Below are 13,211 nucleotides of genomic sequence, written 5' to 3'. Positions count from 1 at the left end.
AAGTGACATTGAGACTCAGATCTCCAATGAGGCTCACGGATGCAAACAACTATGCATCTGTGGGCCTCATTGGAGATCTCTTTGTAAAGGATTGCAGCCAGCTTTCTTCACAAGTATGGGATAGACAATAATAGGTTTACTGTGTATGATTACATTGATAGAAATATGTATTACACATTTCTATCAATGTGTTTTCGTATAGAGTATTTTTCTTATATAAAAGAATATTGCACAAGGATAATGAGAGAATGGTGTATTTGACCCCTTTCACTGAACCTGAATTTGAACACTATTTATCGTATGCCGTCAAGGAATATGGAGAAGAGATTGCGAAAAGTGGGCATCGATCGGCTGAAGCTGCACAGACACAGGCTCGTCAGCAATATCAAGAGTTGTTTCCGCAGAGATTAGAGAGCCCCGACCAATATATATTTTCTATTGAAGACGACAGCATTGGACAGAAAGTGGGGCTGATCTGGTTTGGTGTAATGAGGCAAGGAGAGAAAAAGAGGGCCTTTGTGTATGATGTGCGTATCCAGCCAGAGTTTCGTCGGAGAGGCTATGGAGAGCAGGCCTTTATATTGTTAGAGGAGAAGGTACGTGCTTTAGGGCTCCATGAAATTGGATTGCATGTGTTTGGGCATAACCAGGGTGCTCGAGCGCTCTACCAGAAATTAGGGTATGCAGAGACAAACATTCAGATGTCAAAGCAGATCTCTTAAGGGCGCGAGCCAGGGATGCATTTTTATCCCTGGCTTCTAGAAGATAAAGATCTCTAAGGCTCTTGCAGAGCTTGATCCAGATCGGCGATCAGATCTTCAGCATCCTCAATGCCAACGGAGAGGCGGAGCAGAGTATCAGTCAGTCCACGCGCCTCACGAATTTCACGAGGGATCGAGCCATGGGTCATACTGGCAGGATGGCAGGCCAGAGATTCAACCCCTCCAAGGCTTTCGGCAAAGGTAAAGATTTTCAGGCGGCGTACTGTACGATCCACATCCGCAATTGTGCCTTTGAACTGAAACGAGACCATCCCACCAAATCCGCTCATCTGACGTCTGGCCAATTCATGATCTGGATGGGAGGCGAGACCGGGATAATAGACCTTCTCAACGCGTGGGTGCTCGGACAAGAAATTAGCCACGATGCGAGCATTCTCTGCATGTTGACGCATGCGTATCCCCAATGTCTTGATGCCACGAAGCGTTAGCCAGACATCCATCGGACCTGGAACTGCTCCGGCGGCATTCTGGTGGAACTTTAGCGCATCATAGACCTCTTTATTGCTGGTGACGATTGAGCCACCGATCACGTCGCTATGTCCATTGATATACTTGGTCGTGCTATGCAAGACAATATCTGCTCCCAGGTCCAGAGGTTGCTGAAAGTAAGGACTGGAGAAGGTATTATCAACGACAAGCAGGAGATTATGACGATGGGCCACTTCAGCAACAGCCTTGATATCCACTAAACGGAGCAACGGATTGGTAGGAGTCTCCAGCCAGATGAGCTTCGTATTGGGGCGAATAGCCTTCTCATACTCTTCAATGGAGCCTGCGGTCGCATAACTGGTCTGAATCTGATAACGGCTGAGGATGCGTTCAAAGATGCGATACGTGCCACCATAAAGATCGTCGCAGGCCACCAGGTGATCGCCAGTGCTCAGCAGGCTTAAGACAGTCTGTTCGGCTGCCAGACCAGAGGCAAAAGCCAGCCCATAGCGACCATTCTCAAGGGCAGCCATACAATCTTCTAGAGCAGTACGGGTGGGATTGCCTGTGCGTGCATATTCATAACCTTTGTGCTCTCCCATCCCGCTCTGGGCATATGTTGAGGTCTGATAGATAGGGGTCATAATTGCTCCCGTAGAGGGATCAGGCTCCTGCCCCGCGTGGATAGCCTTCGTTGAAAACTTCATCGAACATGCTCCGTTTTTTAATGGTTCCTAAAAATCAATAGAACTGCTCACGACTATAACATTTCATCTGCTGAAAAACAACCTGGATGAAAGAATTAGCTCTTTTGCCAGCATGAGAAATAATGCCTGGCTGCTTGTTTACAGTATATATCTTTCACAAAAGAATACAATGTAGAGCAGCAGGATATTCCTGTTGGCAGCTATGGGACCTTTGATAGCCTTTTTGGGGAGAGAGCAAGCCAGATGTTAAGGAAGAGAGGGAAAGAAAGTGCAACCTGACCTTTAGGTCAAGCGTTTTAATAATTGAACATGATTCAAAGGGCATCGGCCTGTTTAATCGAAAGGAGGGGGCGGCATTCCTCCTATCCCTGAAGGGACGGATACTCCTGCCGCCGAAGTCGTGAAGCTATGGATGAGCGATCGGATCAGAGGCAGCAGAAGGAGCCTGTAGGCGTTCTACTGGTGCATGGTCTTAATGGTAGTCTACGTGATATGGACGAACTGGCTGCCTTCTTATCATTAAATGGCCTTTATACACGGTTAGTTCTGCTCCCTGGTCATGGCACGCATGTAAATGATATGCTGGCAATTGGCTGGGGTGAGTGGGCCCAGGCAGTGCGCGATGAACTACACCAGCTTCAGGAGATCTGCGACCATGTCTTTCTGATTGGGCATTCATTGGGTGGGGCCCTCTGCCTTCATCTGGCGGCCAGCGAACAGATTGCAGGCCTGATCACCATGTGTGCACCTGTGCATATGTATCCAGGGATGTTGACAGCGATTCGGCTGACCAGGCGCTTTATTCCGATGGTACCAACTATTCGTGAGGATATTCGTGATCCAGAGGCTCGGAAGCGGCATTCACGCGATGTCTATCGCTGGACACCTATGGCCCCTGTGGAAAGTATGCTACAATATCTGCCAATGCTGCGAGCTGAACTCCCACTCGTTACAGCACCTATTTTGATTATGACCGCTTTGCATGATCATGTTGTGCCAGCCAGCGATGGACGTGCTATTTATCGCATGATTGGATCGCAGGATAAACATCTTGTGACGCTGGATCGCTCCTATCATATGATCGTCAAGGACCACGATCGTGAAGAGGTTTTTTCACGAACGCTGACCTTTCTATTGCGCCATATCATACGGTTGCAGGCAAACGTACTGACTGATAACAATAGCGAGCAAGTAAAAAAATTGTATTAGTGAAATTGGATGAGACTTTGACACAGCAAGAACGTACTGTATTGGAAAAGGGGTCTACTCTCTCTCCTTCGCCAACATTATCTCGCCCTTCTCAGCGTACTCCTTTTATAAGCCTGATCTTTTTTTTGAGTTTAGTGAGCTTGCTCTTGATTATCTTTACAAGCCTCTTTGTGAGCAATCTTGCTGGACTGACAAAGGTACGCGCAACGGTTGCCTTGCCATCGCTTCAGGCCTTAGGTGGGAAAACGTTGCAAAAGTTAGTACTACCAGCTGATCAAGAATTATTTTATGCAGGGACTAGCTTTATCTTTAGTGTTCCAACGGCTGGTGGAGCTCCACGTATTCTGGATACTCCTGGCTATCGTTATAACCGTTCAACTCCGCCCCTACTCCTGCCTGATGGTCGATTAGTGTATGGTGGAACAGGCATCTGGCTGTTTGATCCAGGAACTGGCCAGAGGCAGCAACTGGCCTCGATTGCAGATGGAGATGTACTGACCTCGCTGGTAACCAGTTCAGATGGTACGCAATTGGCCTGGAGTAGCGCCCCCATCGGACGCAGTGGAAAGATTGAGGTCTATGCTGGCCCCCTGACCCAGGGAAAGCGTATCTACCAGCAGGTAGCGTCACAATGCCCTTGTTTTCGGGCCTTCTCCTATGCCAACAGTTCAGCGGGGCAGGCTAATAGCATTCTTCTTTTAACGAATGATCGGAGCGACCACCGCCTGGTTCAGTATGGGTTATGGGCGCTTGATCTGACGCAGTCTACTCAGCCATATCAGATCTTGCAGGATGCGCCTCAGCAAGGGCCTCTGGCCTATGTGCAGGCTCAGAATCTTCTGTTATCATCCAGTTATGAAGGTTTTGTGCCCCTGCCTACTGATCGCAGTGCTCCTGGAGATATGAGTTCGTTTAGTTATGCCAATAGTTTAACGTTCTCTTCTCTAAATGGAACACCTCTTCAGAGCCAGAATGCACAGACCTTTCTAGCGGAGCAGGGGAACTTGTCTAACAGTGCGGTCTATCACTGGGTGACAAGCCCATTCTTTTCACCTGATGGCAAACAGCTTGCCTATGTAGAATTTTCGAGCGATTCACATGACCCATTTACGCGCCATAGTGCACTCTATATAGAACAGGTTGAACAGAATGCTGTAACAAAGTCTACGGCCGGGCGAGGGCATGGACCGGGGCTTGTGGCCACATCGACCTCTCGCTATGTGGAGCTAGGAGGCTGGCTGGATGAGCATACTCTCTTATTCTATGCTGACAATGCGCTCTACGCATTCGATCTCCAACAGGGGGCATTGACTCAGATTGTCAGTCCAGGAGCTTATGTGAAGATCATTGGTGTTGGAAAGAAGAGATAGGTAAGATAATTCATGCAAGTATTTTGGCGTATCGTGCTCCTTTTTCTATGTGTCATTTTCTGTATTGCCTACCCGATTGCCGTAATTGGCGTCGCCTTTGATGTCAATCCGCCTTTTTCAATGACCTGGGCTGGTAGTGCCCTTCTCTTCCTCGAGGGAGGAATGCTGATCCTGGCTGCCATTGTTCTGTATGGACCTCTTCGCGCGCTCTTAATGGGTGGATTGGTCGTTCTGCTCTCCTATGGTGTGGAGGCTCTGGGAGTCCTGACAGGTTGGCCGTTTGGTATCTATCATTATACCCATCAACTTGTGCCGCTTTTACCGGGAGGAGTTCCTCTGCCAGTGATGTTTGCCTGGATCTTAGTCATCTTTGGTGGCTATAGCTGGGTTGTGACGACACAGCAGCAGAGACAAGGGTCTGGTCGGCGAGGCTGGCAACGAGCGCTTCAGGCGGCTCTATTGGCGATGCTATTAGATCTGGCTATAGAGCCCGTGGCTACCTATGTCGTGCATTATTGGGTCTGGGCTGATGCCGGACGCTACTCCTATTATGGCGTTCCTCTGACAAACTTTATCGCCTGGTTTGTGGTCGCCCTCCTTTTTCTGGTGTTGGCCGATAGATTATTGGGGAGCCTGCCAGTTGCAGCAGTACAGGATGAAGATCCCATCTTTAGTAGAAAGATGGGATCGGAGCGCCTCGCCTTGTTTGTCTCCCGTGTGATCTTTGTGGGGAGCCTGATCATGTTTGGGCTGGTCAACCTCACCCATGGTTTCTTTGGGGCGGCTGGAATGGCGGCCCTGGCAGGTGTACTCCTGCTGTGGTACCTCTTCAATCAGCAGAGTTCTGAGATTGTTACAAAGAAGCTTCACGAATAGGAACGACCTTTCCAGTGCGTTCCAGACTTGCGGTAGCGCCAGCGAATGGAGTTGAGCAAGATCAAATTCTCCAGAAAAATAGAGAGTGGGTGGCATAGCGTAAGCAAGAGCATGGTGAGCTTCCCGGTGCGCACAAAGCGCAGTGTTAACAGAATATGCATCAGCGTTGCCAGCAGATACGAGCTTAGCGAGAGCCCCACAATCACTGCTGGCAGCTTGATAAAGAGGGCTGCCAGTACAATCATAACAGGGACAATATACAGCAGCGTTGTGAGTAGTATTGCAATGAACGCAACTGGCAGCGTGTAGTTATAGAAGGCAAATAGATTTTTGGAGAAACCGTTCCAGACCTCAGTAAAGGAACGATACATGCGGCATTGCACCAGATCGAAGGCATCTACAAATGTCATGTGAAACCCGGCGGCCTTTAGCGTTCGAGCCAGGAGCACATCTTCCAGAATGAGTCCCTTAACAGCGGCATGTCCCCCGCTGGTCTCATAGCTTTTGCGTTCAAAACAGAGCAACTGTCCAACTCCAGTTGAGAGACTGGGCTCAGGCCGTAAGCGCACCAGAGGAACAGGTAAGAGCGAGAGCATCGTAAAAGTGACCAGTGGAACAATCAGCCGTTCGCCAGGACTGAGCATAATCTGTTCTGGAAGAGCCGTTAAAAGCTGAACGTTTTCCCGCTTCATTCGCTCAATGACAGCGGTAACGAGAGCTGGTTGATGAAATGTATCCGCATCAGTAAATAAGAGATAGCTACCACGAGCCTGCTGAGCCAATTGATGGCAGGCAAAATTCTTTCCGATCCATCCACTGGGGAGGGGAGCACCTGCCAGGAGCCGCAGCCGTCCTTGCTGGCCAGGGGGGAGCTCAGCGATCAACCGTTGAACAATCTGTGGAGTGCGATCATCGCTCTGATCATCGAGGACCAGAATTTCGAGATTGGGATATGTTTGAGCCAGCAGAGAGCGCACACAGGGCTCAATACCCAGTTCCTCATTGCGTGCTGGAACGAGCACAGAGACCAGAGGAAGATCATCCACCCTCCCGTCCATCATTCCTATAGTCTTTAAAGAAATGAGAGAGAGAGGTTTGAGGCGGTGAAACGTGAAAAGGTTGATGAGAAGGATAAGCAGGAGGCAGCTTAAGATTGCAAAGATGCTGCCTGTGAGAAAAAGCCAGGTCAGTTCCATAATAGATCCTATAGACAAATATGAGAGATAATTTACAGACGTTTCATCTGTTTGCGCAACAGAAACAGGTCAAAGATACGATTTGCTGATGCTCGGCCATGCATCAATTGGGTAAAGTTGGTCAATTCTCCGCTTAGTATATCAGCTCGCAATCGATCGAGTTCGGCAGTTACCAGCGTTTCCAGTTGATGAGTCGTCTGCTTCAGAAACTCGGGTTGTGCACTGCTTTCTTTTGTAATCAAGAGAGGCGAGCCCATACTAATAAAGAGATTAGGACGTTGTTCGGCCATATATTCGATGCGGCTGGCTAAGGGATAGAGATAGGCCGGGGCTGCGAGACGACTGAGATGAGCCGCTCCGGTAAAGAACGTCAGCGGGCGGGCGTCATTTGGTCGAATAACGCCTTGAGGAAAGATCCAGACCATACGGGAGGGTTTTTCTGCAAACAGTCTCGCGGCATAATGCAGAGATTGCATAGCTGCTCGTGGATGTTCGCGATCGACCGAGAAACAGCCAATCCAACGAAAGAAAAAATAGCGTTTTAGTTGAGCCTCTTCCATCATAAGATAGCCATCCAATTTGAGCTGTTTTTGCAGGAGAGCGGCTACATAGCCATCCCACCAGCTAAAGTGATTGGCACAGATAATCATAGGGCGTTGCAGATGCTCTGGCGTCAATTCATGCTCCATGCGAAAATAGACACGATCGAAATGTTTGCTGAGTGAGCTATGAATTAAGCGCCAGACAAGCCATGAGCCTGGGGGAAATTTAGCGGCAGTAATCATACAAATGTCATTCCTTTACCCATCCGTATTTTGTGATAACATCTTCACTTAGAATGTATTATAAGAGAGGTAACACTGTGTCTGCTACAAAACATATTCTCATCGTCGGGGCTGGTATTGGTGGCCTGACGACCGCCATTCGTCTTGCCTTGCAGGGTCATCGAGTGAGCATCTTTGAGCGTCAGCCGCGTGTTGGAGGGAAGCTCAATCTCATTGAGATGGACGGCTTTAGCTTTGATACGGGCCCTTCTCTTATCACCATGCCAGCGGTCTTTCGCGAGCTGTTTCAAGCGGCTAATCGTCGATTGGAAGAGTATTTAGATCTGGTCCCACTCGATCTAACCTGCCGTTATTTCTATCCAGATGGTCTGATTCTGAACGCCTGGCGGGATACAGAGCAACTGATTAAAGAGTTTGCGCAGGTAAATCCTCAGGATGGAGAGGCATTAGAAAAATTTATCAGCTATTCCAGAATGATTTTTGACGCTGCAGCCGATCCATTCCTCTACCATAGTCTGGGCAACCCGCTGGATGTCTTGCAGACGTTTATTCGCTATGTGCAGCAAGGGCATCCAGTAGAGCCATCAACCGGGCAGAATGGTCATGAGACCAGCATCTGGGAACGTCTGAGAGCAGTGATGGCTGCGCTCTCGCCAACGACATTAGATCAGTGTGTGCGTGGCTTCTTTCAGGACAGACATCTGCGCCAACTTTTTGATCGCTATGCCACCTACAACGGATCATCCCCCTATCAGGTTGCTTCAGTCTATAGTATCATCCCCTACGTTGAAATGGCTGATGGAGGCTGGTATCCCCGTGGAGGAATGTATGAGTTGGCGCGAGCGTTGAAGCGTTTAGCGGGTGAGCTAGGAGTAGGGATTGAGACCAATTGCGCAGTGAGCCGTATTCTGGTTGAGCATGGAGAGGCGCGAGGAGCCGTCCTGGCCGATGGGAGCGTCATACGGAGCGATCTGGTTGTCGCCAACAGCGATGTTGTGACAACCCATCGTGAACTGCTTTCACCAGCCGTTCGTACCGAGCGCTATGTGCGTCATCTGGAACAGTTAGAGCCCTCCTGCTCAGGATTTGTCCTGTTATTGGGAACTGACAAGCAGTATCCTCACCTGGCTCATCATAATATCTTCTTTTCAGACAACTATAAAGCAGAATTCGAGGACCTGTTTGAGCGGAAGATACCACAACGTACCCCCACCATGTATGTCTGTGCCACGACCCGAACCGATCCAACCCAGGCTCCAGAGGGCTGTGAGAACCTCTTTGTCCTGGTCAATGCTCCGTATTTAACCGAGAAGAGCAACTGGGAACAGGAAGCGCCTGCTTATCGCGAACGGATTCTGGATCTGCTAACTACCTATCCAGAGGGAGGGCTCAGCGATCTGCGCGAGCATATTATCTGCGAGAGTATGATCACGCCAGCAGATTTGCAGCAGCGCTATGGAGCCAATGCTGGCTCCATCTATGGTCTCTCTTCCAATGATCGCATGGCCCCTTTTACTCGACCGGGCAATCGTTCTAAAACGATTAAGAAACTGTATTTTGTTGGTGGAAGCACTCATCCAGGCGGAGGTGTTCCCCTCGTCATGCTCTCTGGAAAGATCGTAGCCGGGTTAATCGAGGAAGATCTGGCCCAGCATTGAGCTGGCATAGAAAGCTGCTGGCATATCTTTTGTAGACCAGAAAGAAGATACGTTGAGAGGAAATCCTCAAGGCTTATCTTCTTTTTGGTCTGCGAAAAAGAGAGGCCAATTTTTGGCCGATCCAGCTCGCACCAGAAACTGGCGCTCCCAGGTGTTCCGCCGGGAACGTAGGAGGAATCAGATCAGGCCTGATTTTAGGAGAGGCGAGATGGTTCGTCTTTTGTCTCGTACGCCTTTTTTTCTCTCTTCTTTTGCTTTTTCTTGCCATTCTGAAACCCCTCAATCTAAAGTGATCTTCATTTATTCTTCTAGCATTATAGCAGAAAAATGAACTTTAACCGCTTAAATCTATGATTACCCTCGATACAATCCTGTTCATATCACCATCTCTTGTGCCCACACATTGGGCAATAAATGGTTGCATATACTGAGCACCTGCAACATTTTTTCTCTACATGGGATTATAGATGGCAGACGATCAAATAAGCACAAAAGATGTAGGGGATTGCTATAACAGCGGCACTTATATCACATCGCTGGGCTGGTCGCCTGATGGAAAAATGATCGCGGCATCGATTGGAGGAGAGACAGGACCTGGAGTTGTGAAGGTATGGCTTTCGGCATAACTCTGGATGGGTAGACATGGAATCTTATGTATAGAGCTTGTGTTCAACCGAAAGAGAGATAGACCCTACCTCTCTGTTCGGTTGAACACAAGCTCTTAGCCTTACCAATACATGTCAGCCCATATGAGCCAGAGAGCTATTCATCAGCTCTTCGGGTGCCTCCTCAGTGGTTTCGGCTTTATACGCATATTGATCGGCGCGACCACCTGGTAGCCAGAACATAGCGATCAGACCAATGATAGCCGAAATCATCAGAAGCAAGTAGACCCAGAACAGGCCCTGAGACAATGCACCTTGTAATTGCTGAAGGAAATCCAGTGGCAAGGAATTGCGCACCTCAGGAGTTAGCAAGACATTAGCAGGTGCTACATTCGTTGGTAGACGTGCGGCATCAGTAGTATAGTGGGCAAAGATGGGGGCAAAGCGTTGGGCCATCTGAGCATTGAGGATTGAACCCATAATTGCCACACCAATTGTACCGCCAATCGTTCGAAAGAACTGAGTTGACGCCGTAGCGACTCCACGCAGGTTCCAGGGCACAGCATTCTGCACTGAGAGAATATAGGCCGAACTGGAGAAGCCCAGACCAGAGCCAATGAGCACCATCGAGACCATCACAAAAGCGAGGGTTGTTTGTGGATGAAAGAAAAGCACCATCACCATACCAATGACCGTCAGGATACTTCCTAACAGCGACGTAAAGCGATAGCCATAGCGCAAGACAACCTTCCCACTTAGCGCCGCACTGATCGGCCAGGCCAGCAATAAAGGACCAAGGATCAGACCAGCATCAGTGGCACTCCCGCCTTTCACACCCTGCATGAAGAGAGGGACATAGGAGGTAATACCAAACATAATAACGCCAAGTACCAATCCACCAATGCTCGCAATGACAATGATGCGATTAGAGAACAGAGATAGAGGAAGGATGGGTTCTGCGGCGCGGCGCTCCTGAAGAATAAAGAGAACGATACCAGCTATCGCCAGTGCAAAAAGGCCAATGCTTTGCCAGGAGCTCCAGGCCCAGCTTGTGCCTCCCTGTAAGAAAGCAAAGAGAAGCGCAATAATACCAGCAGAGAGTAAAAATGTTCCAGGGTAATCAAGATGATGTTTTTTGCGTTCAACCTGTTCTTTTAGCGCAATAATAAGTAGCAGAGCTGAGACGACTCCAAAAGGAATATTAATAAAGAAGACCCAGCGCCAGGAGAAATGATCAACGATGAGACCACCCAGGGCGGGCCCAATAATGCTCGAGAGCCCCCAGACGCCACTGAAAAGACCCTGAACACGGGCGCGTTCTTGTAAGACAAAGATATCGCCAATAATTGTGAGCACTATAGGTTGAACTGCCCCTGCCCCCAGTCCCTGGATCGCTCGAAAGATAATCAGCTGTTCCATTGATTGAGCAGCTCCTGAAGCAATCGAGCCTAGTAAGAAGAGAGCCGAGCCAAAGAGAAAGAGTGGTTTGCGACCATAAAGATCAGCTAATTTTCCATAAATGGGGACCGTAACTGTGGAAGTGAGCAGATAAGCTGAAAAGACCCATGAATAGAGTGTGATCCCTCCCAACTTTCCAACAATACTGGGCATAGCTGTGCCCACAATCGTGGTGTCGAGTGCTGCCAGCGTCATCCCCAACATCAGGGCAATCGTCACCAAAATTTTTGCCTGTCTGGTCATGGCATATATCCTTTGTTCTGTGCAGTGCAGGAACATCCCTTTTATCGCCACCACCATTATTCCTCATATCCTGCATGTTAGAGAACATCTGGTGGAGAGGATTTTATTCCTGCCCATCGTAGATGCAAACCCTACCTCATGTTTGGGGTAGGGTTTGCATCTACGATGGGCAGGAATAACAGGTTTTTTACTGACGCACTACTGAAGCTAACGGAGAGAGAATCAGGCTTCGACCTTCACACCACGCCAGAAGGCAACATACCCTTTAATCTCTTTGGCAGCATCCTTGGGCTCTGGATAGTACCAGGCAGCGTCGGCATTTTCTTTCCCATCCACCTTCACCGTATAGTAGCTCGCCAGCCCTTTCCAGGGACAGGTCGTGTGGGTGTTGCTCTCAGTAAAGTATTCTTTATGTACTGAGTCGGCAGGGAAATATTGATTGCCCTCAATCACAATACACTGATCGCTTTCGGCGAGAGTTGCGCCATTCCAGACAGCTTTTGGCATAGACATTTGCTCCTTTTATTGAGTAAGAAGTGGTGGGTTCGTTTTTCTTGTCACGCCTCGCGTAGATGATGTGCCATCCAGTTCAAGAAGATGAGCCCATAAATTTACGTAATAGAGATGCTCATGAGAGCAGGAAAGGATACTATAGAGATGCTCATGAGAGCAGGAAAGGATAATTTTCACCCGCAATTAGAGGTTGAAATCAATTATTTTTTTTTGAGAACGCGACCATCGTCCCAGGAACGAGCGGCCAGGATGTTGTGGGGGAGCAGCGAGAAGAGGCAGCAGCGATTGTGATGAGTTCGGGGGAGGAAGAGGGCCATGTGAGCGGCCCATGAGCATGCGTTGCAGCTCGCGTTTGATATTTGCCATGCTAGATGGTCGTTTCTTGGCATCTTTTTCCAGCATACATTGAATAAGAGTATTGAGAGCAGGGTAGCCAGGAAGTTCTAAAGGAGCATGCTGAAACGGATTGAGGGTAGGGTCCTGACCACTCAGGAGATGATGGAGCACAGCGCCCAGACTATAGACATCTGTCTGAGGAGTTGTTTGAGCGCGGCCATATTGTTCTGGAGCGGCATAGCCAGGCGAGCCCAGCGCCATTGTATCCTTGAGCTTGCCCTGTTTAAAATGGCGTGCAATGCCAAAATCGATCAGATACAGCTGCCCATCAGGAATGCGCATAATATTAGAAGGTTTGAGATCGCGAAAAATCACAGGAGGCTTGCGGGTATGAAGATAGCTTAAGACCGAGGCCAGTTGAATGCCGATATCGATCGCCTTTTCAATAGGTAAACGTCCCATTCTCGAGCGTTGAAGATAGCTCTCTAACGTCTCTCCTTCGATAAAACTCATCACCAGATACCAGCGACCATGCTCAGTAAAGTGGTCATAGATACTGGGCAGATTAGGATGCGTCAGAGAAGCGAGCAGAAATGCTTCACGTTTAAAGTCTTCACTTGCCTGTTGAATCTCTTGCGAGCTCAGGCCGCGCTGGGTAAGCTCTTTAACTGCGACGGCTCGATTACCAAAGTCTTGATCGAGGGCTTTATAGACTTCTCCATAGCCGCCAACTCCGAGCTGAGACAGGATCAGATAGCGCTTTTTAAGCAGCGATCCGGGTCCAGATAGAGGCTCTTGTGTGTGATGTTGTGTAAGGCTCATCTGCGAGGAGAGAGGGGCTCCGCAGAAGCGACAGAACCTGGCATGAAGCGGGTGAGCAGCTCCACATTGTGTACAGAAGAACTGAGATGGAGTACCCATAGAACGACGTGTGCCTCCTTACAAGAACATCGTATACGCGAGAAGAGATTGCGCATGAACCTGTCACTATTTCAAACAAGAACATCGTAATATTTCAATAATACACGACCTGTTCTAAAAATA

The 13,211-nt window shown here is 48.9% G+C and carries 12 protein-coding genes; 6 read left to right on the top strand and 6 right to left on the bottom strand.

Going from position 1 to position 13,211, the window contains the following annotated elements; all coding sequences use genetic code 11:
- The first annotated feature begins 248 nt into the window (after positions 1-248).
- Positions 249-722, top strand: a complete 474-nt coding sequence (locus EL628_RS19065; protein ID WP_126581496.1) for a GNAT family N-acetyltransferase — start codon at positions 249-251, stop codon at positions 720-722.
- A gap of 53 nt (positions 723-775) precedes the next feature.
- Here the strand turns inward: EL628_RS19065 and EL628_RS19060 are convergent, their stop codons facing one another.
- A complete protein-coding gene (locus EL628_RS19060; RefSeq protein WP_126581495.1) occupies positions 776-1,918 on the bottom strand; it encodes a cystathionine gamma-synthase in 1,143 nt (380 codons plus the stop codon).
- Between the two features lie 408 nt (positions 1,919-2,326).
- On the opposite strand from EL628_RS19060, the gene EL628_RS19055 reads away from it, so the two are divergent.
- From EL628_RS19055 to EL628_RS19045, 3 genes are all read left to right on the top strand, one after another.
- Positions 2,327-3,127 carry an alpha/beta hydrolase gene (locus EL628_RS19055; RefSeq protein WP_126581494.1) on the top strand — a complete coding sequence of 267 codons (801 nt, stop codon included), beginning with the start codon at positions 2,327-2,329 and terminating at the stop codon, positions 3,125-3,127.
- Between the two features lie 146 nt (positions 3,128-3,273).
- Positions 3,274-4,497 (top strand): TolB family protein, encoded by a 1,224-nt coding sequence (locus EL628_RS19050; RefSeq protein WP_126581493.1) that lies wholly within the window; start codon positions 3,274-3,276, stop codon positions 4,495-4,497.
- A gap of 12 nt (positions 4,498-4,509) precedes the next feature.
- Positions 4,510-5,373: a carotenoid biosynthesis protein gene (locus EL628_RS19045; RefSeq protein ID WP_126581492.1), complete on the top strand. Its 864-nt coding sequence runs from the start codon at positions 4,510-4,512 to the stop codon at positions 5,371-5,373.
- Here EL628_RS19045 and EL628_RS19040 read toward each other — a convergent pair.
- Both EL628_RS19040 and EL628_RS19035 read right to left on the bottom strand, forming a co-directional pair.
- Entirely contained in the window at positions 5,364-6,569 is a 1,206-nt protein-coding gene (locus EL628_RS19040) for a glycosyltransferase family 2 protein (protein ID WP_126581491.1), read from the bottom strand. The genes EL628_RS19045 and EL628_RS19040 overlap by 10 nt on opposite strands.
- A gap of 32 nt (positions 6,570-6,601) precedes the next feature.
- Positions 6,602-7,354, bottom strand: a complete 753-nt coding sequence (locus tag EL628_RS19035; RefSeq protein WP_126581490.1) for a lysophospholipid acyltransferase family protein — start codon at positions 7,352-7,354, stop codon at positions 6,602-6,604.
- A gap of 77 nt (positions 7,355-7,431) precedes the next feature.
- On the opposite strand from EL628_RS19035, the gene EL628_RS19030 reads away from it, so the two are divergent.
- Together EL628_RS19030 and EL628_RS29905 are read left to right on the top strand one after the other, a co-directional pair.
- Positions 7,432-9,012, top strand: a complete 1,581-nt coding sequence (locus EL628_RS19030) for a phytoene desaturase family protein (protein WP_218028948.1) — start codon at positions 7,432-7,434, stop codon at positions 9,010-9,012.
- A 467-nt stretch (positions 9,013-9,479) separates the two neighbouring features.
- Positions 9,480-9,638 (top strand): hypothetical protein, encoded by a 159-nt coding sequence (locus EL628_RS29905; protein ID WP_161975608.1) that lies wholly within the window; start codon positions 9,480-9,482, stop codon positions 9,636-9,638.
- A gap of 114 nt (positions 9,639-9,752) precedes the next feature.
- On the opposite strand, the gene EL628_RS19025 is transcribed toward EL628_RS29905, so the two are convergent.
- The 3 genes from EL628_RS19025 to EL628_RS19015 all read right to left on the bottom strand — a co-directional run bounded on the left by EL628_RS19025 (position 9,753) and on the right by EL628_RS19015 (position 13,088).
- Complete coding sequence (locus EL628_RS19025) at positions 9,753-11,318, bottom strand: MDR family MFS transporter (protein ID WP_126581488.1); 1,566 nt, start codon at positions 11,316-11,318, stop codon at positions 9,753-9,755.
- A gap of 222 nt (positions 11,319-11,540) precedes the next feature.
- Complete coding sequence (locus EL628_RS19020; RefSeq protein ID WP_126581487.1) at positions 11,541-11,825, bottom strand: DUF427 domain-containing protein; 285 nt, start codon at positions 11,823-11,825, stop codon at positions 11,541-11,543.
- Between the two features lie 189 nt (positions 11,826-12,014).
- A complete protein-coding gene (locus EL628_RS19015; RefSeq protein WP_126581988.1) occupies positions 12,015-13,088 on the bottom strand; it encodes a serine/threonine protein kinase in 1,074 nt (357 codons plus the stop codon).
- Positions 13,089-13,211: the final 123 nt, after the last annotated feature.

It is taken from the genome of Tengunoibacter tsumagoiensis, assembly GCF_003967535.1.
GTDB classification, from domain to species: domain Bacteria; phylum Chloroflexota; class Ktedonobacteria; order Ktedonobacterales; family Ktedonobacteraceae; genus Tengunoibacter; species Tengunoibacter tsumagoiensis.
Note: the sequence above shows the minus strand (reverse complement) of the source record. Positions and strands in the feature narration are given on the sequence as shown.

Coding starts and splice junctions, on each gene's coding strand:
- EL628_RS19065 (WP_126581496.1), top strand. CDS start 249: ATGGTGTATTTGACCCCTTTCACTGAACCTGAATTTGAACACTATTTA.
- EL628_RS19060 (WP_126581495.1), bottom strand. CDS start 1,918: ATGAAGTTTTCAACGAAGGCTATCCACGCGGGGCAGGAGCCTGATCCC.
- EL628_RS19055 (WP_126581494.1), top strand. CDS start 2,327: ATGGATGAGCGATCGGATCAGAGGCAGCAGAAGGAGCCTGTAGGCGTT.
- EL628_RS19045 (WP_126581492.1), top strand. CDS start 4,510: ATGCAAGTATTTTGGCGTATCGTGCTCCTTTTTCTATGTGTCATTTTC.
- EL628_RS19040 (WP_126581491.1), bottom strand. CDS start 6,569: ATGGAACTGACCTGGCTTTTTCTCACAGGCAGCATCTTTGCAATCTTA.
- EL628_RS19035 (WP_126581490.1), bottom strand. CDS start 7,354: ATGATTACTGCCGCTAAATTTCCCCCAGGCTCATGGCTTGTCTGGCGC.
- EL628_RS29905 (WP_161975608.1), top strand. CDS start 9,480: ATGGCAGACGATCAAATAAGCACAAAAGATGTAGGGGATTGCTATAAC.
- EL628_RS19025 (WP_126581488.1), bottom strand. CDS start 11,318: ATGACCAGACAGGCAAAAATTTTGGTGACGATTGCCCTGATGTTGGGG.
- EL628_RS19020 (WP_126581487.1), bottom strand. CDS start 11,825: ATGCCAAAAGCTGTCTGGAATGGCGCAACTCTCGCCGAAAGCGATCAG.
- EL628_RS19015 (WP_126581988.1), bottom strand. CDS start 13,088: ATGGGTACTCCATCTCAGTTCTTCTGTACACAATGTGGAGCTGCTCAC.